This is a genomic window from Ruegeria sp. H9 (assembly GCF_056532915.1).
Genome location: NZ_JBQFNX010000002.1, coordinates 174,543 through 198,838, shown reverse-complemented (window position 1 = coordinate 198,838; position 24,296 = coordinate 174,543). Strand labels below are relative to the sequence as shown.

General features: G+C 57.9%; 22 protein-coding genes. 15 read left to right on the top strand and 7 right to left on the bottom strand.

From position 1 onward, the window contains the following. Positions 1 to 6: 6 nt before the first annotated feature. Positions 7 to 1,050: an ornithine cyclodeaminase gene (locus ACR0CZ_RS09555; protein WP_170393343.1), complete on the top strand. Its 1,044-nt coding sequence runs from the start codon at positions 7 to 9 to the stop codon at positions 1,048 to 1,050. Between the two features lie 50 nt (positions 1,051 to 1,100). On the opposite strand, the gene ACR0CZ_RS09550 is transcribed toward ACR0CZ_RS09555, so the two are convergent. The 3 genes from ACR0CZ_RS09550 to ACR0CZ_RS09540 are packed head-to-tail and all read right to left on the bottom strand — an operon-like array spanning position 1,101 to position 4,213. Next, positions 1,101 to 2,504, bottom strand: a complete 1,404-nt coding sequence (locus ACR0CZ_RS09550) for a TRAP transporter large permease (RefSeq protein ID WP_170393344.1) — start codon at positions 2,502 to 2,504, stop codon at positions 1,101 to 1,103. 3 nt (positions 2,505 to 2,507) lie between these two features. Continuing rightward, positions 2,508 to 3,137: a TRAP transporter small permease subunit gene (locus ACR0CZ_RS09545; RefSeq protein ID WP_170393345.1), complete on the bottom strand. Its 630-nt coding sequence runs from the start codon at positions 3,135 to 3,137 to the stop codon at positions 2,508 to 2,510. 59 nt (positions 3,138 to 3,196) lie between these two features. Beyond that, positions 3,197 to 4,213 carry a C4-dicarboxylate TRAP transporter substrate-binding protein gene (locus ACR0CZ_RS09540; protein ID WP_170393346.1) on the bottom strand — a complete coding sequence of 339 codons (1,017 nt, stop codon included), beginning with the start codon at positions 4,211 to 4,213 and terminating at the stop codon, positions 3,197 to 3,199. Between the two features lie 408 nt (positions 4,214 to 4,621). Here ACR0CZ_RS09540 and acs point away from each other — a divergent pair, with 408 nt between their 5' ends. The 8 genes from acs (at position 4,622) to ACR0CZ_RS09500 (ending at position 14,013) form a co-directional block, all read left to right on the top strand. Continuing rightward, positions 4,622 to 6,586 (top strand): acetate--CoA ligase, encoded by a 1,965-nt coding sequence (gene acs, locus ACR0CZ_RS09535; RefSeq protein WP_170393347.1) that lies wholly within the window; start codon positions 4,622 to 4,624, stop codon positions 6,584 to 6,586. Between the two features lie 7 nt (positions 6,587 to 6,593). After that, on the top strand, positions 6,594 to 7,277 hold the full coding sequence (locus ACR0CZ_RS09530) for an adenylate kinase (RefSeq protein WP_170393348.1): 684 nt from the start codon (positions 6,594 to 6,596) through the stop codon (positions 7,275 to 7,277). A gap of 182 nt (positions 7,278 to 7,459) precedes the next feature. After that, positions 7,460 to 7,744: a DUF4212 domain-containing protein gene (locus tag ACR0CZ_RS09525; protein ID WP_010439512.1), complete on the top strand. Its 285-nt coding sequence runs from the start codon at positions 7,460 to 7,462 to the stop codon at positions 7,742 to 7,744. A 5-nt stretch (positions 7,745 to 7,749) separates the two neighbouring features. Next, positions 7,750 to 9,534 (top strand): sodium:solute symporter family protein, encoded by a 1,785-nt coding sequence (locus tag ACR0CZ_RS09520; RefSeq protein ID WP_170393349.1) that lies wholly within the window; start codon positions 7,750 to 7,752, stop codon positions 9,532 to 9,534. 107 nt (positions 9,535 to 9,641) lie between these two features. Continuing rightward, positions 9,642 to 11,465, top strand: a complete 1,824-nt coding sequence (locus ACR0CZ_RS09515; RefSeq protein WP_170393350.1) for a DUF294 nucleotidyltransferase-like domain-containing protein — start codon at positions 9,642 to 9,644, stop codon at positions 11,463 to 11,465. A gap of 27 nt (positions 11,466 to 11,492) precedes the next feature. Then, positions 11,493 to 12,011 carry a hypothetical protein gene (locus ACR0CZ_RS09510; RefSeq protein ID WP_170393351.1) on the top strand — a complete coding sequence of 173 codons (519 nt, stop codon included), beginning with the start codon at positions 11,493 to 11,495 and terminating at the stop codon, positions 12,009 to 12,011. A gap of 2 nt (positions 12,012 to 12,013) precedes the next feature. Further along, positions 12,014 to 13,426, top strand: coding sequence for a 3'-5' exonuclease (locus tag ACR0CZ_RS09505; RefSeq protein ID WP_170393352.1), 1,413 nt, complete (start codon positions 12,014 to 12,016; stop codon positions 13,424 to 13,426). 86 nt (positions 13,427 to 13,512) lie between these two features. Continuing rightward, positions 13,513 to 14,013, top strand: coding sequence for a flavin reductase family protein (locus ACR0CZ_RS09500; protein WP_170393353.1), 501 nt, complete (start codon positions 13,513 to 13,515; stop codon positions 14,011 to 14,013). On the opposite strand, the gene ACR0CZ_RS09495 is transcribed toward ACR0CZ_RS09500, so the two are convergent. Genes ACR0CZ_RS09495 through ACR0CZ_RS09485 form a run of 3 tightly spaced genes read right to left on the bottom strand, consistent with a single transcriptional unit; the run spans position 14,010 to position 16,242 of the window. Then, positions 14,010 to 14,489 carry a DUF6505 family protein gene (locus ACR0CZ_RS09495; RefSeq protein ID WP_170393354.1) on the bottom strand — a complete coding sequence of 160 codons (480 nt, stop codon included), beginning with the start codon at positions 14,487 to 14,489 and terminating at the stop codon, positions 14,010 to 14,012. The genes ACR0CZ_RS09500 and ACR0CZ_RS09495 overlap by 4 nt on opposite strands. Continuing rightward, a complete protein-coding gene (locus ACR0CZ_RS09490; protein WP_170393355.1) occupies positions 14,486 to 15,184 on the bottom strand; it encodes a biotin/lipoate--protein ligase family protein in 699 nt (232 codons plus the stop codon). The genes ACR0CZ_RS09495 and ACR0CZ_RS09490 overlap by 4 nt, the downstream gene beginning before the upstream one ends. Beyond that, entirely contained in the window at positions 15,181 to 16,242 is a 1,062-nt protein-coding gene (locus ACR0CZ_RS09485; RefSeq protein ID WP_170393356.1) for an Mrp/NBP35 family ATP-binding protein, read from the bottom strand. Before ACR0CZ_RS09485 ends, ACR0CZ_RS09490 begins: the two co-directional genes overlap by 4 nt. Positions 16,243 to 16,374: 132 nt before the next feature. On the opposite strand from ACR0CZ_RS09485, the gene ACR0CZ_RS09480 reads away from it, so the two are divergent. After that, positions 16,375 to 17,103, top strand: a complete 729-nt coding sequence (locus ACR0CZ_RS09480) for a cytochrome c family protein (RefSeq protein ID WP_170465457.1) — start codon at positions 16,375 to 16,377, stop codon at positions 17,101 to 17,103. Here ACR0CZ_RS09480 and ACR0CZ_RS09475 read toward each other — a convergent pair. Beyond that, positions 17,097 to 19,052 carry a 4Fe-4S binding protein gene (locus ACR0CZ_RS09475; RefSeq protein ID WP_170465525.1) on the bottom strand — a complete coding sequence of 652 codons (1,956 nt, stop codon included), beginning with the start codon at positions 19,050 to 19,052 and terminating at the stop codon, positions 17,097 to 17,099. The two genes, ACR0CZ_RS09480 and ACR0CZ_RS09475, sit on opposite strands and share 7 nt — an antisense overlap. A gap of 250 nt (positions 19,053 to 19,302) precedes the next feature. On the opposite strand from ACR0CZ_RS09475, the gene ACR0CZ_RS09470 reads away from it, so the two are divergent. From ACR0CZ_RS09470 to ACR0CZ_RS09450, 5 genes are all read left to right on the top strand, one after another. Beyond that, complete coding sequence (locus ACR0CZ_RS09470) at positions 19,303 to 19,857, top strand: DUF3305 domain-containing protein (protein WP_170393358.1); 555 nt, start codon at positions 19,303 to 19,305, stop codon at positions 19,855 to 19,857. Next, positions 19,854 to 20,435, top strand: a complete 582-nt coding sequence (locus ACR0CZ_RS09465; protein ID WP_170393359.1) for a DUF3306 domain-containing protein — start codon at positions 19,854 to 19,856, stop codon at positions 20,433 to 20,435. The genes ACR0CZ_RS09470 and ACR0CZ_RS09465 overlap by 4 nt, the downstream gene beginning before the upstream one ends. Positions 20,436 to 20,439: 4 nt before the next feature. Then, positions 20,440 to 21,051 carry a molecular chaperone TorD family protein gene (locus tag ACR0CZ_RS09460; protein ID WP_170393360.1) on the top strand — a complete coding sequence of 204 codons (612 nt, stop codon included), beginning with the start codon at positions 20,440 to 20,442 and terminating at the stop codon, positions 21,049 to 21,051. Positions 21,052 to 21,107: 56 nt separating this feature from the next. Further along, positions 21,108 to 21,296 carry a ubiquinol-cytochrome c reductase iron-sulfur subunit N-terminal domain-containing protein gene (locus ACR0CZ_RS09455; RefSeq protein WP_170393361.1) on the top strand — a complete coding sequence of 63 codons (189 nt, stop codon included), beginning with the start codon at positions 21,108 to 21,110 and terminating at the stop codon, positions 21,294 to 21,296. Positions 21,297 to 21,401: 105 nt separating this feature from the next. Further along, positions 21,402 to 24,296 carry a formate dehydrogenase subunit alpha gene (locus ACR0CZ_RS09450; RefSeq protein WP_170393362.1) on the top strand — a complete coding sequence of 965 codons (2,895 nt, stop codon included), beginning with the start codon at positions 21,402 to 21,404 and terminating at the stop codon, positions 24,294 to 24,296.

Here is a 24,296-nt window from a genome sequence, read left to right as displayed (position 1 = left end):
GAGTCTTTGATGCAACCTTCTGATAAGGCCCTCGTGCCATTTGTATCCGTCGACAACATGATGCGTCTGGTCCATCACATCGGGGTCGAACAGATGATCACGCAGATTGCCGCGCAGATCGAATCCGATTTTAAACGCTGGGAGAGCTTTGACAAAACGCCCCGCATCCCGGCCCACTCACCACATGGGGTGATCGAACTGATGCCAACCTCGGATGGTGAGGCGTACGGGTTCAAATACGTCAATGGGCATCCCAAGAACACGTCTGAGGGCCTGCAGACCGTGACCGCGTTTGGCCTGCTGGCTGATGTCTATACCGGTTACCCGACATTGTTGACCGAAATGACGATGTTGACTGCTTTGCGGACAGCGGCAACCTCTGCGCTGGTCGGCAAATATCTCGCGCCCAAATCCGCGACGACGATGGCGATGATTGGAAACGGCGCGCAATCCGAGTTCCAGTGCCTCGCCTTCAAAGCCATGTGCGGAATCGATACGGTCCGGCTCTACGACACAGACCCGAACGCGACGGCGAAATGTGCAGCCAATCTGCAGGGCAAAGGGCTGACGGTCGTGCCCTGCAAAACGCCGGAGGACGCAATCGAAGGCGCTCAGATCATAACGACCTGCACCGCTGACAAGAAATACGCCACCATCCTGACCGACAACATGGTCGGCCCCGGTGTGCACATCAACGCGATTGGCGGTGATTGCCCCGGCAAAACCGAACTGCACCGCGATATCCTTCTGCGCTCGAATATCTTTGTAGAATACCCCGAGCAAACGCGGATCGAAGGTGAAATTCAAGCTCTGGAGAATGATCACCCTGTCACCGAGATGTGGGAAGTTATGACCGGACAAGCCACAGGGCGCACCGATGATCGACAGATCACGTTGTTCGACAGTGTCGGCTTCGCGATCGAGGACTTCTCGGCACTACGTTACATCAAAAGCGCGATTGAAGGCACTGATTTCTATGAGCCATTGGACATGCTCGCAGACCCAGACGACCCGCGGGATCTGTTCGGGATGTTGATGCGGGCAGGATAAAGAACCCGCACTTCTAAAACTGTGCCCCGGCCTTTGGCCGGGGCTTTTTCCTATCCCGCAAGCGATGGCAGGTATAGAACAATCCCTGGAAAGGCCACCAGCAGTGCGATGGTCAGAGCATCGGCAATGAAGAACGGCGTTACCCCTTTGAAGACATCCTGAACACTAAGATCAGGCCTCACGCCTGCGACAACAAAACAGTTTAGACCAATAGGAGGTGTGATCAGGCAAAACTCGGCCATTTTGACCACCAAGATACCAAACCAGATCGCACACATCGGCCCGGACATACCAAAGGCGCTGTCTGCTGCGCTGACGGCCTCGCCTCCGTTCAGGGCCATAACGGCGGGATACACAACCGGAAGTGTCAAAAGCAACATACCGATCGCATCCATGAACATGCCCAGCACTGCGTAGGCCAGCAGGATGCAAATGAGGATCAACATAGGCGACATTTCGAGCGAAGTGATCCAGTCGGAAAACGCCCCCGGCAGATCTGCGAAACCAAGAAAGCGCACGTAGATCAAAACACCCCAAATAATCGCGAAAATCATGGCGGTCAGTTTGGCGGTTTCAAGCAAGGCCGATTTGAATTCAGGCCAGCGCATGCCGTGGATCAGGGCAAAGCAGAACACGATGAAGGCCCCGATGGCCCCGCCCTCGGTCGGGGTGCCCCAAGCCTTGTCGCCGAAGGGGTTATAGACAAAGCAGATGATGATGAGGATCACCGCCACAATGGGCAGTGCGCCCGGAAGTGCAGCAAATCGTTGTTTCCAGGTAAACCCGGTGACCGGCGGTCCGACGGACTTGAAGATCACGGCGATACCGACGATCAGCAAGCCATAGATCACCGCCGAAAACGCACCGGGGATGAAGCCTGCGAGCAGCAGTTTTCCCACATCCTGCTCGACAATGATGGCGTAAATCACAAGGATCGCAGATGGGGGGATTAGCGAGGCCAAGGTCCCGCCAGCGGCAACCACACCGGCGGCGAAACGTTTATTATACCCGACGGCCAGCATTTCAGGGATGGCGATGCGCGCAAAGACGGCTGATGTGGCGACCGATGCACCTGATACGGCGGCGAAACCGGCGGTCGCAAAAATCGTTGAAACGGCCAACCCGCCAGGCACCCATGCCACCCAGCGTTTTGCCGCCTCAAACAAGGCGCGGGTCAGGCCAGCGTAGTAGGCTAGATAGCCGATCAGGATGAATGTTGGGATCAGGCTCAGCGTATGAGACGCCACCTTGGAATGTGGCACCTGGCCAGCCGTTTTGACGGCCACCGTCAGTGCCTTACCAAACCGCTCGGGATCATACCCAAACTTTGCCCAGAATATCCAAACAAGGCCAACCAACCCTGCCAGACCTGCAGCAAATGCCACCCGCATGCCAGTGACGACAAGAACCAACAGTCCGGCAGTGACCCAAAGGCCGATATCAATCGTGTCCATGGGTCAGTTACGTCCTTCGAATTGTTCGGCCTCGGCTGCAGCCTGTGCGGCGGCATCCTGTATCAGCGGTACGGCCACCGGTGCCTCGAGCCCCAGCATGAAGGCGCGTCCATAGCCCCAGACCTGCAAGATTAGCCGGGCGCACAGCACCGAAAAAGCAACGGGTGCCAGCAGCTTGGCTGGCCAAATAGGAATCCCGATATCAATCGAGCTGTCGCGACTCCACATCGGAGCGCCGAAGTCAAATGAGCGGTCAAAGTGGGACCAACTACCCCAAACCAGCGCCAGCATCAGCAGCAGTATCAACAGAACCGAGATCAGCTCGAACAACCACAGCGCCCGCCCTTTCAGGCGCGAGATAACGATATCCATTCGGATGTGCCCGCCATCACGTTGCACAAACGAGATACCCAGAAACGCGATCAAGGGCATCGCCTGTTCAATCCAATCAACATATCCGGGCAAAGGCGCGTTTAATGCGTTTCGGCCGCTGACTGACACAACAGCCAGCACCATCAGCCCGAAAACCGCGAATCCGCTGATCAACGCCATAAAACGCTCTAGACGTAACAAACGGTGATCCAACCGGCTTAGAAGACTGCCATCCTCAAGCACCGTGGCATGTCCTGCCATCTCAGCATTCCTTTGATTGAAGGAGATGCCGGGTGCCTAATGACACCCGGCTGTGGCGATCAGTTACCGCCGCGCTGCTGTTGCAGTGTCGATTGCACAAGATCATAAAGATCCTGCGCAGGCAGACCCTGGGCGGTCATGTCTTCGATCCACTTCGCGCGAATCGGATCAGCGGCTTTGGCGCGAAACTCCTCAAGCACGGCATCGTCAATCTCGACCTTTTCAACGCCTTTCTCTGCCAGCACGCCATCCCACTTTTCAAGCAGTCCACCGTAGTTGGCCAGATAGTGATCGATAGCCTCATTAATCGAGCTGTCCAGCGCTTCGCGATGTTCGGCTGGCAGCGCTTCATAAGCGTCGATATTCACCACCACCGGACAGTTTACCGTTCCAGGATTCAGATTGGCCGTCCACCAGTCAGCTTCGTTGATCGTCCCGAATGACAAATGCGCATGCTGAGCGAAGGCCACGGTATCGACCACGCCAGATTCCATCGCATTATAGGCTTCGGTCGCGGGCACGGACGTAGGTACGCCACCAACCGCCTCAAATGCTTGCCCCAAACCGCCAGTGGCGCGTACGCGCATACCGTCGAACTCGGCAAGCTCATCACGAGGGTCACCGGTGCCGACAAGGTTATATTGAGGCATCGGTGAAGTCATGATGATGCGCGCGTTCCACTGCGCCATCTCGTCCTTGACTGCTGGATGATCATAGACTGCGTGGCTGACGGCCACCTCTTCATCCAATGTGTTTACGCCAAGGAAGGGCAGTTCCAAAACGGTGATCGCGCGGTTCTTATCGCGGTGATAGCCCGCACAAAACTGCGCCATCTCGAACGCGCCAATCTCGATACCATCCAGGTTTTCCTTGGGCTTCGATAATCCGCCATAGCTAACATTGATGGTGAAATCGCCGCCGGTTTTTTCGTTCACCAGTTCAGCCAGTTTCTCAACATGCTCGGTAAATGCGCGGCGCTTACCCCAGACCGAGGCATTCCATTCGGTCGCGGCTGCTTCGGTGACAAACGCCACACTCAGGGCGGCAAAAGCCGCACCGCTCAACATCTTTTTCATAGTGGTATCTCCCTTAGTTGCGCCCCCTATCGGGATGCTTGATTGTGAAGCTAGCGCCAAGTCTAGAAGCTGCCAACCCCTGCGAGGAGAAGTGGTGTTATCGCCACCAGACTTCGATATTAAAGTGAAGCTATCGGCCAAAGCCCCAGACACATGCCAATGAGCACTTATGTCATTACAGCTATCTTGCTGATTTAAGGTGTATATTACGCACAATTTCAGAATTATTTACAATGCTAGTGCCGGAAATGAAATTTCTTTACAAAGAAATCCAAGGATTATGGCAATTTATTTATTTCTTTTCTGATCCCCGTATTATTCAACTTGGGGAGGAACCGGATCGACATTGCCTGATCGGCTGGCAAAATCGATCCCATGTAATCCAGTCCAGAGGGAGGAGCCTCAAAGATGACTACCGCTGCCCAGGCAGATGCCAAGACATATCCGCCATCCGCAGAAACTGTCGCCCGTGCGCATGTCGACGCCGACAAATACGCAGATATGTACGCTGCGTCGATCAACAACCCCGAAGCATTCTGGGATGAGCAAGGCAAGCGCGTTGACTGGATCAAGCCTTATACTCAGGTCAAAGACGTCAGCTATGATTTTGGTTCGGTTGGTATCAACTGGTATGCGGACGGCACGCTAAACGTCTCGGCCAACTGCCTTGACCGTCATTTGAATACGCGCGGCGATCAGACAGCGATCATCTGGGAACCGGATGATCCAAACGACGAAGCTCAGCACATTACCTACGCCGAACTGCACCGTCGCACCTGCCGCATGGCCAATATTCTCGAGTCGATGGGCGTGCGCAAAGGTGACCGCGTTGTAATCTATCTGCCGATGATCCCTGAAGCAGCCTATGCGATGCTGGCTTGTGCACGGATCGGAGCAATCCATTCGATTGTATTTGCTGGGTTTTCACCCGATGCGTTGGCAGCCCGAGTCAACGGATGTGATGCCAAGGTCGTCATCACTGCCGATGAGGCACCACGTGGTGGCCGAAAGACTCCGCTGAAGTCCAACGCAGACGCGGCCCTGCTGCACTGCAAAGACAGCGTGAGATGTCTGGTGGTCAAACGCACCGGTGGGCAGACCACTTGGATTGATGGCCGCGACTATGATTACAACGAAATGGCGCTTGAAGCGGATGACTATTGCGCACCCGCCGAGATGAATGCCGAAGATCCGCTGTTCATTCTCTATACTTCCGGTTCGACCGGTCAGCCCAAAGGTGTCGTCCATACGACCGGCGGTTATCTGGTCTATGCCGCGATGACGCATGAGATCACATTCGACTACCATGAAGGCGACGTTTACTGGTGCACCGCCGATGTCGGCTGGGTCACCGGCCACAGCTATATCGTCTATGGCCCGCTGGCCAACGGAGCGACCACACTGATGTTCGAAGGCGTGCCGACCTATCCGGATGCATCACGCTTCTGGCAGGTGTGCGAAAAGCACAAGGTGAACCAGTTCTACACCGCTCCGACGGCAATTCGCGCTCTGATGGGTCAGGGTACCGAGTTCGTCGAGAAATGCGACCTGAGCGATCTCCGGACGCTGGGCACAGTCGGCGAGCCGATCAACCCGGAAGCCTGGAACTGGTACAATGAAGTTGTTGGCAAAGGTAAATGCCCGATTGTTGACACCTGGTGGCAGACCGAAACCGGCGGTCACCTGATGACCCCCCTGCCCGGTGCGCATGCGATGAAGCCCGGCTCGGCGATGAAACCGTTCTTCGGCATCCAGCCGGTGGTTCTGGACCCGCAATCCGGTGTTGAGATCGAGGGAAATGGCGTTGAGGGTGTTCTGTGCATCAAAGACAGCTGGCCCGGTCAGATGCGCACCGTCTGGGGCGATCATGAGCGGTTCGAGAAGACCTATTTCTCGGACTACAAAGGCTACTACTTCACCGGCGATGGCTGCCGTCGCGATGAGGATGGCGATTACTGGATCACTGGCCGCGTCGATGATGTAATCAACGTCTCCGGCCACCGGATGGGCACGGCCGAGGTGGAAAGCGCGCTGGTCGCCCATGCCGCCGTCGCCGAGGCCGCTGTGGTTGGTTACCCCCATGAAATCAAAGGGCAAGGCATCTATTGCTATGTCACTTTGATGAATGACCGCGAGCCGTCGGATGAGTTGCTGAAAGAGCTGCGCACCTGGGTCCGGACCGAGATCGGCCCGATTGCCTCGCCTGATGTGATCCAGTGGGCCCCCGGCCTGCCCAAGACTCGCTCGGGCAAGATCATGCGCCGAATTCTGCGCAAGATTGCCGAGAACGACTTTGGTTCGCTTGGCGATACGTCGACCCTGGCCGATCCGTCAGTGGTCGAAGACCTGATCGAAAACCGGGCAAACAAGTGAGGATGTGATGGACGCTGCCACGACCATATCCCCCGCTGTTCTGATCCTTCTCGGCCCTCCGGGCGCCGGGAAGGGTACGCAGGCTCGTATGCTTGAAGAGAAGTTCGGGCTTGTACAACTCAGCACCGGTGATCTGCTGCGTGACGCGGTCGCCGCAGGTACCGAGGCTGGTAATGCTGCCAAAGCGGTTATGGAGGCAGGCGATCTTGTCAGCGACGGCATCGTCATCGCGATCCTGCGCGACCGCATGGCAGAACCGGACTGCGCCAAGGGCGTCATACTAGATGGTTTCCCCCGGACCACAGTCCAGGCCGAGGCTCTTGATGGTCTGCTCGCGTCTTCAGATCAGAAGATCAACGCGGCCATCAGCCTTGAAGTTGAAGACGCCGAGATGGTGACGCGGATTTCGGGTCGCTACACCTGCGCTGGATGCGGTGAGGGCTATCACGACACGTACAAGCAGCCCGTCGAAGACGGCAAATGCGACAAGTGCGGACACACAGAATTCAAACGCCGCGCCGACGACAATGCCGAGACGGTCGCGTCGCGTCTGGCGGCCTATCACGCGCAGACCGCACCGCTGATTGACTACTATCAAGCCCAAGGTGTGCTGAAAGGCATCGATGCCATGGGTCAGATCGACGACATCGCGCAAGACCTTCAAGGGATTGTCGGCGAGGTCATGAAATAAGGGGAGGAGATAAGCCCTAGGGCTTTGATCCTAAATCAGAATACTTCAATGGACCCGCCCTGGCGGACCAGAGAAGTTATGCCTGACGTCACGGGGCGTTTGGCACAACCGAGAAGCGGCCCACCGCACTGGAGGAGTTGGGCAATGGGCCGCCAATGAGGGAAGCGAAGGAGGAACCCGCGATGGCGGATCATTCAACAAACTCCGCGCAGACTGCTGAAGCCGACAAGGGCTATTGGCAGGCCAACCTGCGCCTCATCTACATCAGCCTCGCGATTTGGGCGCTGGTGTCGTTTGGATTCGGCATTCTGCTGCGTCCGCTGCTGTCCGGCATCGCCGTTGGCGGTACAGATCTGGGCTTTTGGTTCGCTCAGCAAGGATCGATCCTGGTCTTTCTGGTGCTGATCTTCAACTACGCCTGGCGCATGAACAAGCTCGACGCTGAGCACGGCGTGGACGAGGAGTAATCGGCATGGATCAGTTTACCATCAACCTGCTGTTTGTGGGCGCGTCTTTTGCGCTTTACATCGGCATCGCGATCTGGGCTCGTGCGGGTTCCACATCGGAATTCTATGCCGCCGGTCGCGGCGTTCACCCGGTCACCAACGGTATGGCGACAGCAGCGGACTGGATGTCTGCGGCCTCGTTCATCTCGATGGCGGGCCTGATTGCCTTTACCGGCTATGACAACTCGACCTTCCTGATGGGTTGGACCGGTGGCTACGTGCTGCTGGCTCTGCTGCTTGCGCCCTACCTGCGTAAGTTCGGCAAGTTCACCGTGTCGGAATTCATCGGCGACCGTTTCTACAGCCAGACCGCACGTATCGTTGCTGTGATCTGTCTGATCGTTGCGTCGGTGACCTACGTGATCGGTCAGATGACCGGTGTTGGCGTGGCCTTTGGTCGCTTCCTCGAAGTGTCCAACACTACAGGTCTGCTGATCGGCGCCGGCGTTGTGTTTGCCTACGCAGTGTTTGGTGGGATGAAGGGCGTGACCTACACTCAGGTCGCTCAGTACTGCGTGCTGATCACCGCTTATACCATCCCGGCCATCTTTATCTCGCTGCAGCTGACCGGCACGCCTGTTCCGGCGCTGGGTCTGTTTGGTGACACCGCCAGCGGTGAACCCCTGCTGACCAAGCTGGACGCCATCGTGACCGAGCTGGGCTTTAACGACTACACGGCCCACCACTCGAATACGCTGAACATGGTGCTGTTCACCCTGTCGCTGATGATCGGTACTGCGGGTCTGCCGCACGTCATCATGCGCTTCTTCACCGTTCCCAAAGTGTCTGACGCACGTTGGTCGGCGGGCTGGGCGCTGGTCTTCATCGCTCTGCTGTACCTGACGGCTCCTGCTGTTGGTGCAATGGCGCGCCTGAACATCACCGACATGATGTGGCCCAATGGTGGCATCGAAGGTGGCGCTGTTTCGGTTGAGGAAATCGACAATGATCCGCGTTACGACTGGATGGCCACTTGGCAGAAAACCGGTCTGCTGGATTGGGAAGACAAGAACGGCGACGGCAAGATCCAGTACTACAACGACAAATCCGAGGCGATGACTGCAATCGCCGAAGAAAAAGGCTGGGTCGGTAACGAGCTGACCAAGTTCAACCGCGACATCCTGGTTCTGGCCAATCCTGAGATTGCCAACTTGCCAGGTTGGGTGATTGGTCTGGTCGCTGCTGGTGGTCTTGCGGCTGCTCTGTCAACCGCTGCGGGCCTGCTGCTGGCGATCTCGTCGGCTGTGTCCCATGACCTTGTCAAAGGTGCAATCAACCCGTCGATCTCTGAAAAGGGTGAACTTCTGGCAGCACGGATTGCAATGGCTGTAGCCATCGTCGTTGCAACCTATCTGGGTCTCAACCCTCCGGGCTTTGCGGCACAAACCGTGGCCTTGGCCTTCGGTCTGGCAGCAGCCTCGATCTTCCCGGCGCTGATGATGGGGATCTTCTCGACCCGCATCAACAACACCGGCGCGGTTGCAGGTATGCTGGCTGGTCTGACCGTAACCCTGGTCTACATCTTCCTGCATAAGGGCTGGCTGTTCATTCCGGGCACCAACTCGTTCACCGATGCTGATCCGCTTCTGGGTCCGATCAAGTCGACCTCGTTCGGCGCCATCGGTGCGATGATCAACTTCGGCGTCGCCTACGTCGTTGCCGGTATGACCAAAGAGACTCCGCAGGAGATCAAAGATATGGTCGAAAGCATTCGCATTCCCCGTGGTGCGGGCGCAGCTCAGGATCACTGAGTGTGATGCGGTCGGCGGCTCTTGTCTTCGATCGCATCTTTCGACTTACTGTTCCCGCCCGGCACACCACCGGGCGGGATTTTTATTCGGAACTCCGGAGAGCGTAAATGCCCCTGTCCCATGACGAAATCACCCGGTTTCTGAAGTCTGTACACCCCTATGACTCGTTGCCCCATGATGCTTTGGACGATCTGGCCAAGCAGATCGAAGTGCGCGAAGTCGATGCCGATGGCAGCATTTACCAGTTGGGCAACGCTCTGCCCGGCGTCTTTGTGATCTATGAAGGACAGGTAGAAATTACCGATGAGAACGGCGCTGTCGTTTCGCATCTGGGATTGCGCAATTCTTTTGGTGAGCGCGGATTGCTGAAGGACGGCAAGGCCGCCACACATGCGCGCGCGCACACGCCGTCAGTGTTGATCGTGTTGCCGCCAGACCTTGTGAAAAACCTGATCGAAGGTCACGACGTGGTGTCCAAGTTCTTTAACCGTTCACGCGGTGGGCGGAGCGGACCGCAAAGCTTGGCTACCAGTGCAATTGACGTGCTGATGGCTCGTGACCCTGCCACCTGCCCGCCCGATACTCCGGTTCAAAACGCTGCGCAGATCATGCGCGACCGCCATATCTCATCGCTTTGCGTGACCGAAGGGGACAGATTGTTGGGTATCGCAACCCTCCGCGATATTTCCGGCAAATACGTCGCCGAGGCGATGCCCGCTGACACCGCGGTTTCGGCGATCATGACCGCCGATCCAATCATTCTTGCCCCGACAGATATCGGCTCGGACGTATTACACGTGATGATGGAACGTGGCATCGGTCATATTCCAATTTCCGAGGCCGGTAAGCTGGTCGGAATCGTAACCCAAACCGACCTCACCCGCTATCAGGCGGTCAATTCTGCCGAGTTGGTAGGACGAATTGCCCGCGCCGACAGCCCGCAAGAGATGGCTCAAGTCACCGCTGAGATACCACAACTGCTGGTCCAACTCGTCGCGGGTGGCAACCGGCACGAGATCGTTACACGGCTGATCACCGACATCGCAGACACTGCGACGCGGCGGTTGCTGGCACTGGCTGAGGCTGAACTGGGTGCGCCGCCAGTGCCCTACTTGTGGCTTGCTTGCGGCTCGCAAGGACGGCAGGAACAGACCGGAGTTTCTGATCAGGACAATTGCCTGATGCTAGATGACAGTGTGGCGGTCGGTGATATGGCCTACTTCGCTGCGCTGGCCAAATTCGTCTCAGACGGGCTGGATACCTGCGGTTATTTCTATTGCCCCGGTGACATGATGGCGACCAACCCTCGCTGGTGCCAGCCCGTGCGTGTCTGGCGCGAGTATTTCAATGGCTGGATCGCCAAACCCAACCCTGAGGCGCAAATGCTGGCCTCGGTGATGTTTGACCTGCGGCCCATCGGAGGGTCCTTCGATCTGTTCACCGACCTGCAGGCCGATACGCTGGCGGCAGCCAATGCGAATTCGATCTTTGTCGCGCATATGATTTCGAACTCACTGAAACACACGCCTCCTCTGGGCCTGCTGCGTGGATTCGCCACCATACGTTCGGGTGAGCATCGCAATACGCTCGACCTCAAGCATAATGGCGTGGTGCCTGTCGTGGATCTGGCACGCATCTACAGCCTGCAGGGACAATTAACCGAAGCGAACACCCGCGCCCGTCTTAGCGCCGCCGAGGCTGCGGGTGTGCTCAGCGCGTCTGGCGCACGCGATTTACTGGACGCATATGACCTGATCGCTGAGACCCGATTGGAACATCAAGTGCGTCTGGTCAAATCCGGGGATGCACCGGACAATTACCTGCCACCCGCTGAATTGTCGGACTTTGAGCGAAGTCATCTCCGCGATGCCTTTGTCGTGGTAAAAACCATGCAATCAGCGGTTGGCCATGGCAAAGGAATGCTGGGTTAAGAAACTGGAAATGAACGGAGAAATCACATGTTTCTGGAACTGATCGGCACGATTTTTGCAGGCTTTGCCTTTGCGGGTGTCGTGATGGTGGTGAACAAGCTGACCGGGGGCCGCTTGCCCAAATGGGCCGCGCCGGTTGCGGCAGGTGCGGGGATGATCGGTATGACGATTACCAGCGAGTATTCTTGGTATGACCGTACGCGCGACCAACTGCCCGACAGCCTCACCATCGTGCAGGAGGTGGAAAGCCGCGCCTTTTATCGCCCTTGGACGTATGCCGTGCCCTTTGTCGACCGCTTTGCTGCGATCGACGCCACATCGGTACGCACCAATGCCAATTTGCCGGACGAGCGTCTGGTCGATCTTTACTTTTTTGGTCGCTGGGCACCGGTCTCGAAGATGCCGGTCGCTGTAAACTGCGCCGAAAACAGCCGCGCCAACCTGGCAGACGGGGCCGAATTCGCCGATGACGGACGTTTGCTGAACGCCAGCTGGATCAAGATCGACGCTGAAGATCCGGTAATCGAGGCAACCTGCGGGGTCTGACTATGTTGAACCATCTGAGCCTGCGCCTGAGGGTGTTCCTGTTCTTCCTATTACTTGCGGCAGGAGGGCTGATCATCAGCACCCTGGCTTTGTGGGTCGGTTATCAGAGGGCAAGTGATCCCGCCCTTATGGATGCGTTCATCTTCGCAGAGATACTGATCGCTTTTGGAATGTTGGCGCTAGTTGCCGGAGTCTGGCTTCTTTTTGATGATAACGTTGCAAAACCGATCGAGCGGCTCTCGGCCCAACTCCGGGCGCGCGCACACGCCGGGGTCAGCACGGATCTGGACCTTCAGGCGGCGCGCTATTTGGGCGATCTGGCCCCCGCCGCCGCTGGACTGGCCGAACAACTGGCTGCCAACGCCATGACCACGGCTGAGGCCGTGGCCGCGGAAACAGCCCATCTGGCCTCGGAAAAACAACGTCTAACGGCGCTGCTGACCGAGATTCCGGTTGCAATGCTTTTAGCCGGACCGAAGCATCAGATCGTTCTATATGACGCGCAGGCGGCTGAGGTTCTGGCACAGATCGCACATCCTCGGCTAAACGCCTCGCTTTTTGACTACCTCGAAGCGACCGGTCTGACGGATTCCTACGCGAAGCTGATCAAAACCGGGAAAGACGTCCATTGCACACTAACCAGTGTCGATGGGCGGCAATCGTATTCTGCCCGTATGAAACCATTGGGCGATGCCCCCGGTTACATGCTGGTCTTCGATGACAGTGCCGCGCAAATCGAACCCGACGCGGCCCGCCCGCTGGTTTACGATTTCGAACTTCTCGACACACCCGGTGACGACGCGTTTGAAGATAGACCCCTGTTGGACCTCTGCTTCGTAGTCTTTGACACCGAAACCACGGGCCTGCTCCCGCATAAGGATGAGATCGTACAGATCGGTGCGGTGCGCGTCGTAAAGGGTAAGATCGTCGAAGGCGAACGGCTTGATACCCTGGTCGATCCCGGCATCCCGATCCCCCCAGCTTCAACCAAAGTGCATAAGGTTAGCGACCGGATGGTTCAGGGTGCGCCTGATATTGCCGAGGCCGGTCGCAGCTTTCACCAATTTGCCCGGGATGCCGTCATTGTTGCCCACAATGCACCATTCGACATGGCTTTCCTGCGCCGCCATGCCGAGCGTATGGGGGTGGAATGGAGCCACCCCATTCTGGACACGGTCCTGCTGTCGGCGGTGCTGTTCGGGGCAAGCGAAACGCATACGCTGGACGCGGTCTGCGAGCGGTTAGGCATAACCATCCCGGAAGCCTTGCGTCACACGGCCTTGGGTGATGCCGTGGCGACCGCCGAAGTGTTGGTTCGGATGCTGCCGATGCTTACGGCCCGTAATTTGGTGACCTTTGGCGACGTCATCACCGAGACTCGCAAACACGGACGGTTGCTTGAAGACCTGAACTGACCAGAAATTCCTAAAATCACCGCAGCTTTCCGTGGACAATCCCGGCGTCGCGTGGCACCTGAGACAGGCCCATGTACGAGCGCGCGATGATGGAAAAAACTTTCATTCCCAGCCCCGAGCAAAGCCTTGCCTTTCGCGAGGCCCTGGGCTGTTTCGGCACCGGCGTCACCGTTGTGACCACAAATACCTCCGAGGGCCCCGCAGCAATAACGGTGAACTCATTTGCGTCTGTATCGCTGGACCCGCCGCTGGTCCTGTGGTGTCTTGATCGGGATTCGAACCGGTACGACGCGTTCCACAACTGCGAACACTACGCGATCCACGTTATGGCGCAGGACCAGCACGACCAAGCATTGCAATTCGCGCGCAACGGGTTCGATTTTTCTCATGCGGATTGGCAGGAGGATGACGCGGGGCGCCCCCGACTTGCGGAATGCCTCGCCCGCTTCGATTGCCGCCTGTCGGCCCGTCATGAGGCAGGTGACCACCTGATCCTTGTTGGTCATGTTGAACAGGTCATGCATCGCCCAGGTCAGGGGCTGATCTTCAAGCGCGGACAATTCGGCGGCTTCGCCGATCTGATCTAATCGTCCAGCGAGCCGTGGACGGCCAACGCTTCAAGTTGCGTCTCTTGCGGGGTGATCACTCGGAATGCCTCGTGCACCCCTGCCCCCGTCAGCTCTCGGGCGACGGTCAGCAATGTGTTCGGGGCATGATCTTCGCACAGCTCGGACATATGTGAGACTTCGGCCTGCGCCACTTCTAACGCGGCTTCAACCGAAGGCGCGCCGTAGAATTGCACGAAATGCTCGGCCAGATATTGCGTGATCTGGTCAATCTCGGCCTGCTCGACTTGCGTGACGGCAACAAATGTAACGCGCCCGAAGGTTTCAAGCCCCAGCCATCCATTGGCAAAGGCCTGACGCGCCTTGCCTTCCAGATCAGCCTCACTCCAGTTCGAAAACTCGAATCCGCCCGAAATGCACCATTCACCGGTTCTTGCGGGTGAATGAAACACGTTCATATCGCTTTCATCAAAATGGATAGCACGGGCGAGTTTCATCTGGCGATCTCCAATAATTCTGTCAGCGGGCGTATATGTGTGTCCGCGCCGTCACGGATCAGCATACCGAAGCGCTCATCGGTGCCCAGAAAGACACCCCCTTCTCCAATAGGTTCTCCGACACCGCGCAGCAGCCCCATCCACTCAGCATGAAGCGGCGCATTACCGTCCTCGTTCCAGCGGTTCAACCAGGTCAACATGTGACGCGACCAGCTCTCGACCAACTGCGTCGCAGAAACCTCGGCGCATCCTTCATCATAGAGCGAGGTAACATCCGGTGTTTCCCCTGGTGCATCGCTGGTTTGAAGCAAGGCCAGTTCCCAACCAACGATCAGCCAATCGGGAACCTCATCCACCTCGGCAGACGACGCTGCAACTTTTATTGTCCCACATTTTGCACCGTTTACACAGATCAGCCCATCCCAACCCAAGTGCACCGCGACCTCGGGTGGGGCCAGCGCGCCCAGCGCATTCTGGAACCCGACAGCACAAAGCGGCAGCATCGCCATAGCATCCCGCAACGGAACCTCGGGCGCGAATACTATCGCAACGCGCAGACGATCCGCCTGAATATTGTGGACCACAGTTCCCGCGTCACAGCCCAGCGCTGCCATGGCCTGGGCCCGCTCGAACGGGTCTTCGCCGGCCTTGGCAGGTTGCCCTTTGAGTAATGGGGGAAAGACCGGCTGGGTCACGCTTTGCCCTTGGCAATCATGTCGCGGGCGATCTTGCGGAAGGCTTCGGCTTGCGGGCTGTCAGGTTTGCTGACAACGATGGGGGCACCCCCGTCGGCGGCAACTCGGATATCCAGATGCAGCGGAATTTCCCCTAGCAATGGCACGCCCAGCGCCTCGGCTTCTGAGGCAACACCGCCATGGCCAAAGACATGTTCTTCGTGTCCGCAATTCGAGCAAATATGCGTCGACATATTTTCGATCATCCCAACAATGGGCGTCTTGAGCTGGTTGAACATATCGATCCCCTTGCGGGCGTCGATCAAAGCAACATCCTGTGGGGTTGAGACGACAATGGCTCCATCCACCTGAAACTTTTGGCTCAGCGTCAGTTGCACATCGCCGGTTCCGGGGGGCAGATCAACGATCAACACATCCAATGCGCCCCATTGCACCTGACTCATCATCTGCTGCAAGGCGCCCATCAGCATGGGGCCACGCCAGACAACCGCCTGCCCTTCGTTGGTCATTAACCCCATCGACATCATGGTGACACCGTGATTGCGCAGCGGTAGGATCGTCTTGCCATCTGGGCTGGCCGGTCGCCCCGACACGCCCAGCATCCGGGGTTGTGAAGGGCCATATACGTCTGCGTCCAACAGGCCTACGCGACGGCCTTCAGCTGCCAGCGCGCAGGCAAGGTTGGCCGACACGGTGGACTTGCCCACGCCACCCTTGCCCGACGCAACCGCGATGATCCGGTCCACACCGGGAACGGCCTGCGGTCCGGTTTGTGAGGGCTTGGGCTTGGGCTTCAAATCAGGCGGCGCCTTGTCCGAATGCGCGGTCAACATTGCCGAGACCTTGGAAACACCATCAACCATCTGCGCCGCCTGTTCGGCTGTGGCTCGTACGGGCTCCATCTTCTCGGCCTGTTTGGGATCGATCTCCAGCACAAACCGAACGGTATCGCCTTCAACATTCAATGCACGCACGATACCCGCGCTCACAATATCCTGACCAGAAACCGGATCGGTAATCTTCTTCAAGTTTGCTAGAACTGCATCACGGATGCTCATGCCGTCTTCCCCTTGATCCGCCCCGCGCTGGGCGCCTTGCGTATCGACAGAATATAGTCGCCGCTCATTGCATGTGTCTCCGTCTCATTTTGTACATTTGACGCATCGGGTCAGCCACCGTTAGGCTTAACCATGCGCTTTGTCCTGTTGTGCCTGAGCCTGACGCTCACCGCCACCCCCTCTTGGTCGCAAGAGGCATTGGGCCTTGCCGCCCCGGATGAGGTGACAAACTCAGGTCTTTTGCAACATATTCTTCCGCGCTTTTCTCTCAAGACCGGAATACGTGTTGTTGCGGATGAAAGCGGCGTCATGTCACTGGCCCCGAGTTCGCCCGGCGATCCGGTCTTTGCCCGTGACGGGGTGGTCTATCATCTACGAATCGACGACAGCGCCAAGCAGGTAAGGTTTCGTGAATGGCTACTTTCCGACATTGGCAGACGGACGGTTGAAAACTTCATCCCCGACGAGGGCACGCCCTTTAGCGCACGTTTCGAAACTGCCACTGTTACCAAAGAGGTCGTGGTCGACGGAAACGCGCTGCTTGGCGAAGATCTGTCGATGACCCATTGTGGCCGGTGCCACGTAATTGGCCCAAAGAATCGGATGAACGGGCTGGGTTCGACCCCGTCTTTCGCAGTGCTGCGCGCAATGCCCGACTGGTCGGAACGGTTTCAGGCGTTCTTTGCCCTGAACCCACACCCAGCTTTCACGCAGATCGAGGGCGTCACCGAACCTTTCCCGCCCGAGCGTCCCTCGCCGATCCATCCGGTCGAGATGAGCCTGGATGACCTCGAAGCAATTCTGGCTTTCGTGACCGCCATGCGCGCCGCCGATCTGGGCGCGCCACTGCAACTTCAGTGATCCTTGCGCTTTGAAAGGTAATCATCCGTTGTGACAACCCGTGGCCTGGGGGCGGATTGAAATGGATTGTCAGCGCTATGGAACTGGGCGTTCACCCGGCAATTGTCGCACATCTGGATCATCCGCGCCTGATCCGAGGTCGCGAACATCGGATGTGTGCCCGACAACTTTTCCATGATCCGCTCAACCGTTGATTTAACGCCAAACGCTGCGCCGCATTCGACGCATTCAAAGGGTTCCTCTTCATTCAGCACCTGTTGTGACAGCGCTTGGTCGCTCAGATCAAGCTGGGGCACTAGTGTGATCGCCTGTTCTGGGCAGATCGTTCGGCAAATCCCGCATTGCAGGCAGGCGTCCTGCTGGAAATTCAACTGCGGCTTGTCCGGGTTATCGATCAGCGCCCCCGATGGGCAAAGGGACACGCAACTCAGGCACAATGTACAGGTGTCGGTATTTACTGCAATCGCGCCATAAGGTGCGCCCTCGGGCAGAGCCAGCGGCACCTCGACCTCCGGGTTCAAAGCTTGCGCCGCCAGACGCGCTATTTGACGACGATTACCCAGTGGAAGCACCGGATCAATCAATGGCTGCGGAACATCTTGCGCATAAAGCAGATCTGCCAGCGCATCCGGGTCGGTTTCATCGATCAGACTCAGCGCGTCTTGCACTGCGATAGCCCGAGCCAGCTCTAATTCACGATCAAGCGCGTCCCGTTCGGTCTTGGGGCTAATCAGGATATCGGCGCGCGCAAAGCCATGCGCCAGCGCTGCGAGCATCTCGGCATGTCCAAAGCCCGAAACCACATTCAGCTCCAGCGGAATGACATCCGCTGGCAGTCCCCGTCCAAACCGGGCCGCCATCCGGATCATCTGCGCCCCTTGGGCGTCGTGCACCAGTAGTCGCGGTGCAACGCCGCCCGCGCGCCGGAAGGTCCGGGCCAGTATGTGCATCCGCGACAATACCGCCGAGACCGGAGGATCTTCATATGTGATAGCAGTCGACGGGCACAACGCCGAACACGCACCGCACCCAGCGCAAATCATCGGATCAGTGGCTACATGATCGCCAGCCGGTGTGATCGCACCGGTCGGGCAGACGTCCAGACAGTTTGAACACCCCGTTTGTTCCGCTCGCGAATGGGCGCAAAGCGTCTCATCCAATCGGACATAGAGAGGTTTTTCAAAAGTCCCGACCAGTTGCACCGCTTCAAAAGCAAGACGCGCGACGGCCACCGCATCGCGAGGATCAGCGCGCAAGTACCCCTCGCGCTTTTCGGGGGCATTAACCAAAGGTGTTGCTCCGGTCAGATCAACAACAATGTCGCAACGCGACGTTGCACCGTCACGGGGTGTGCTCCAACCAAATTCTCCGCGTCCGCCGGGATCTAGTTGCTGCACCTGATCCAGATGCCAAACAAATCCGCCCAGCGCGCCGGTCAGTCTGCGTATTCGTGCGCGCGCAACGTCATAGTTGCGGCTTAGCGGTTCTGCATCGTCAACCAAAAGCACAGTCACGGCCAACACAGCGGACAGCTGTTCGGCCAACGGAAAGACAACCTCTCCGGGCCCGACAATACAGCAGGTTCCTTCACTGATGACATCGAAACTTGGGGTCACTGGCTGCGGCAGTGATGCCTCAGCCGCGAGCGCTGCCATTTTGGGGGTTGCATCGGTCCCCTGTTCGGACCAGCCAGCTCGGTCGCGCAGATCGACAAATCCGGGCGCTTCAACACCCAGTTCCTCGGCAAGCTCGCTAAAAACTGCACTTTCCTGAGCGCAGGCAAACACCACCTGCTCATCGCCCGTCATCAACTCGGCGGCAGTTTGAATCTGGCGCGTACAAAGGGCGGTATGCACCTTCGAGCACTCCGTATCGCAGGCTGCAGAAATACCATCTGCGTTCAGGGACTGCGTCCCCTCGCAATCACACAATATGAGCTTGCTGGCCATTTCCCCTCCCGACGCTGCGTTCTGCCCCATCAGCAGCTTAGACCCAATCCGCGCAGAGGCAATGCGAAGCATCAGAGAAAATCCCGATATGTGCATTATTTTTCATCACAAATCGCCATCAAAACCTGAAGTTGGAAATAAACTCTAAGTGAATGTCTCATATTAGGCGAAACTAGACTTGGCAGGTCGCCAATTTATGTAACATAGTACATCAATGGAAGGCAGGGGAGAGCCTTCCAGGGAGGAGCCAGTGGCCAAGGCCGCAAGCCGGACTGAAATGACAATTGGCGTCGTCGTGCGCAGAACACCCGGGGTGACACGCTGGGCGCGTTGGAACTGGCGCGCGGTCGCTGTTTTGCCAGGTGCAAAGCCTGCCGACTGGCAAGAGTTGCGACGTGAAGGTGAGGCCATCGAATACCATGCAGCCACCCTGCCCCTCACCCTGTGGGCCGATGAAACCGAAGCCTACATGGTCAACCTGTCGGACGGTCAACCTTCGCTGTACCTGGTTTTGCGGGATGAGCTGAAAGGCGAAACACCCCTGAATGCCGTATTGATCACCGCCTCACCGTTCGAGGGTCAGGATTATGCGGATACCGGCGAAGAGATCGTTGAGAAGATTCCGATGACCGAAGGGTTGATTGCATGGCTCCGCGATTTCACCCTGCAGCATCATCAGGACGAGGTGTTCATAAAACGTAAACGGGACAAGAAACGCACCGATCTGGTGGAAGACGGCAAGGGCGATGCACGAATCCGGCAGGATTCAGATGTCTACCGGGCTCCGCGTCGGGTGCTGCAATGACCCAGGCCCGCGATTTCTGGTCCCGCCGCAAGGCCGCCGTTCAGGCCGAGACCGAAGCAGAAGCTTTGGCCGCAGAGGAACAGATTATCACAACGCGGCAAGCTGAGTTGGAGGAAAAAAGCGACGCCGAAATTCTTGCCGAGTTTGATCTGCCCGATCCCGACACGCTGGAAGCCGGCGATGATGTCTCGGGCTTCATGGCCAAAGCTGTACCTAACCGTTTGCGCCGCCGCGCCTTGCGGCGCCTATGGCGGTTGAATCCTGTTCTGGCCAATGTCGACGGGCTGGTCGATTACGGCGAGGATTATACCGATGCGGCCTGCGTGATTGAGAACATCCAGACCGCGTATCAGGTTGGCAAGGGTATGTTGGCGCATGTCGAAGCGCTCGCTGCCGAGGCAGAAGTGTCCGAAGCAGAAACAGAAGCTGACATGCCCGAGGCGATCGAGTCAGGTGAAGAACCGATCAACGCCGTCGAACCAGAACCGGAAGCCCCACAGATGGTTGAAATGGAAGAGCCAGAGGAGATCGAACTCCCCCCTGCTCCACGCCGTATGAAATTCGAATTCGAAGGATAACTCTATGACCGCAGACAACGCGCAAACATTGGATATCTCGACTGAGGATCGTCTGCGTGCGGATTTCTATAATTTTCTTGGCCTGCTATTGGCCGGTCCACCCGATCAGTTGCTTTTGGATCAGATGGCCGGGCTAAGCGGTGATGACTCGGATCTAGGTCAGGCCATTCAGGCAATGGCACGGGTGGCCAAGGTGACCAAGCCTGCCGCCGCAGAGCGCGAATTCAACGCACTGTTCATCGGATTGGGCCGAGGCGAACTGCTGCCTTATGCCTCTTTCTACCTGACGGGCTTTCTGAACGAAAAACCCCTAGCGCAGCTGCGCAATGACATGGCCGCGCGGGGCATCACCCGGGCGCAGAATGTTTATGAACCCGAAGACAACATCGCCTCGCTAATGGAAATGATGGCGGGCATGATCGTCGGTCGGTTCGGCGCGCCCGCCACGCTGGAAGATCAAAAGGCGTTCTGGAGCAAACATATCGGGCCCTGGGCCGCGCATTTCTATTCGGATTTGGAAGGTGCCGAGAACTCGGTTCTCTACGCCTCGGTCGGCACGGCTGGTCGGGTGTTCATGGAGATCGAACGTGAAGCCTTTCGAATGACGGCGGCCTAGCCCGCCACTCGCCGGTGCCTTTAGGCACCAAACCGCAATTGGGACAGGAGGAGCCCATGAGCAAGACCAAGGAAGAAGGCGCAACCCGCCGCGACTTCCTGAAACTGGCCGGTACCGCAGCGCCCGCTGCTGTAGCCGCCGCCAGCCTGTCTGGGAAAGCCGAAGCAGCCGAACTGCCGACGGACGAAACCCGGATGCAGGACACCGCGCACACGCGCGCATACCTCGACAGCGCCCGGTTCTGACCCGGACGTAGTCATACCCGACTGACGGTTGCGATTGGCCCTGAAGTCGGTTTCGCGAAGTACCAAGCCAGCCATGGGTTACATGGCCAGCAAGGGAGGAAAGAAATGCTTAGGAAAAAGACCAACGGGGTTGCGAGACGCCCCCAGCGGACAAGTATCCTGTCCCAGGTCGGCGAGAAAACCGTCGATCGCCGCGCATTCTTGCGTGGCTCGGGCCTGACGATCGGCGGCCTTGCCGCGATCAGCGCCACGGGTGGAACCGTGACGCCCGCCAGTGCCCAGACAGCGGCAAACACCGCCGTTGAGAATATCAAATCCGTATGCACTCACTGCTCGGTCGGCTGCACGGTCGTTGCCGAGGTACAGAACGGAGTCTGGATCGGGCAAGAACCCGGCTGGGACAGCCCATTCAATCTGGGTGCACACTGCGCCAAGGGGGCCTCGGTCCGCGAGCACGCCCATGGCGAGCGCCGCCTGAAATATCCGATGAAAAAGGAAGGTGGCGAGTGGAAGCGCATCAGCTGGGAAGAGGCGATCAACGAGATCGGCGATGGCATGATGAGCATCCGCGAAGAATCCGGGCCGGACAGCGTGTACTGGCTGGGGTCTGCGAAGCACAATAACGAACAGGCCTATCTGTTCCGCAAGTTCGCCGCCTATTGGGGCACGAACAACGTGGACCATCAGGCGCGTATCTGCCACTCGACCACTGTTGCGGGTGTTGCGAATACATGGGGCTACGGCGCCATGACCAATTCGTACAACGACATGCACAACAGCCGGGCCATCTTCATCATCGGTGGTAACCCGGCCGAGGCGCACCCCGTCTCGCTGCTGCATATTCTGCGTGCGAAAGAGCAGAACAATGCGCCTTTAATCGTCTGTGACCCGCGCTTTACGCGCACCGCGGCCCATGCGGATGAATATGTCCGCTTCCGCCCCGGTACCGACGTCGCTCTGATCTGGGGTATCCTGTGGCACATCTTCGACAACGGCTGGGAGGACAAAGAGTTTATCCGCACCCGTGTCTGGGGGATGGACCAAATCCGTGAAGAGGTTGCCAAGTGGAACCCGGATGAGGTTGAACGTGTCACCGGCACGCCCGGCTCGCAGCTGCGCCGCGTCGCACGGACCATGGTGAACAACCGCCCCGGTACCGTTGTATGGTGCATGGGTGGTACGCAGCATACCAACGGCAACAACAACACTCGCGCCTACTGCGTGCTTCAGCTTGCGCTTGGCAACATGGGCACCTCGGGTGGTGGCACCAACATCTTCCGCGGCCATGACAACGTGCAAGGCGCGACAGACCTTGGTGTTCTGTCCCATACCCTGCCCGGCTACTATGGCTTGTCAAAAGGCGCATGGGGTCACTGGGCCCGTGTCTGGGGTGAAGAGCCCGAGTGGCTTGCAGGCCAGTTCGCCACGATCAAAGACAAGGAAGGCAAGGATAAACCGCTGCAGAATGAGCGCGGCATCCCGGTCTCCCGCTGGATCGACGGTGTTCTGGAAGACCCAGCTAACATGGATCAGGACAACAATGTCCGCGCCATGGTTCTGTGGGGCCACGCGCCCAACTCGCAGACCCGGATGACGGAAATGAAGACGGCGATGGAGAAGCTGGACATGCTGGTCGTGATCGACCCGTATCCCACCGTCTCGGCCGTGCTGCATGACCGCACCGATGGCGTCTATCTGCTGCCCGCCTGTACGCAGTTCGAAACCCGTGGCTCGGTCACGGCCTCGAACCGATCGCTGCAGTGGCGGGACCGCGTGGTCGAACCTCTGTTCGAAAGCCTGCCGGACGAGGTCATCATGGCCAAGTTCGCCAACAAGTTCGGCTGGGCGGATCGGTTCTTCCGCAATATCGAGATGGAAGATCCCGAAACCCCGAATGTTGAAAGCATCACGCGTGAGTTCAACAGCGGCCTTTGGACAATTGGCTATACCGGTCAGTCGCCGGAACGTCTGAAAAGCCATATGGCCAACCAGCACACGTTCGACAGAACCACGCTGCAAGCCATTGGTGGCCCCAACGACGGCGAGTATTACGGTCTGCCCTGGCCCTGCTGGGGAACGGCTGAGATGGGTCATACAGGGACACCAAACCTGTATGATATGTCCAAACCGGTGGCCGAAGGTGGCCTGACCTTCCGCGCCCGTTTCGGAGTGGAACGTGACGGCGACAACCTGCTGGCCGAAGGGGTCTATAGCGTTGGTTCGGAAATTCAGGATGGTTATCCGGAATTCACGATGCAGATGCTGATGGACCTTGGCTGGGACGGTGACCTGACGGCTGAGGAACGTGCGGCCATCGACGCCGTTGCGGGACCAGAGACCAACTGGAAAACCGACCTTAGCGGCGGTATCCAACGGGTCGCGATTGCCCATGGCTGTGCGCCCTTCGGGAACGCAAAGGCACGCGCGGTCGTATGGACCTTCCCGGATCCGATCCCACTGCACCGCGAGCCGCTTTACACGAACCGGCGCGATCTGGTGGAGGACTATCCAACCTACGATGACCGTCAGGCCTATCGTCTACCTACCCTTTATGCGTCGATCCAAAAGAACGACTTTTCAAAGGATTACCCGATAATCCTCACGTCTGGTCGTCTGGTCGAATATGAAGGTGGCGGCGATGAGACGCGGTCGAACCCGTGGCTGGCCGAGCTGCAGCAGGACATGTTCGTCGAGATCAATCCGCGCGATGCCAATAACCTTGGTATTCGTGACGGATCGCAGGTCTGGGTCGAAGGTCCGGAAGGCGGCAAGGTCAAGGTGATGGCGATGCTGACCAACAGGGTCGGTGCCGGTGTCGCCTTCATGCCCTTCCACTTTGGCGGCCATTTCCAGGGCGAAGACCAGCGGCACAAGTATCCTGCTGGTGCAGACCCCTATGTGCTGGGTGAAAGTACCAACACCGCCCAGACCTATGGCTATGATTCAGTGACCCAGATGCAAGAGACCAAAGCGACTCTCTGCAAAATCTGGTCAGCGTAA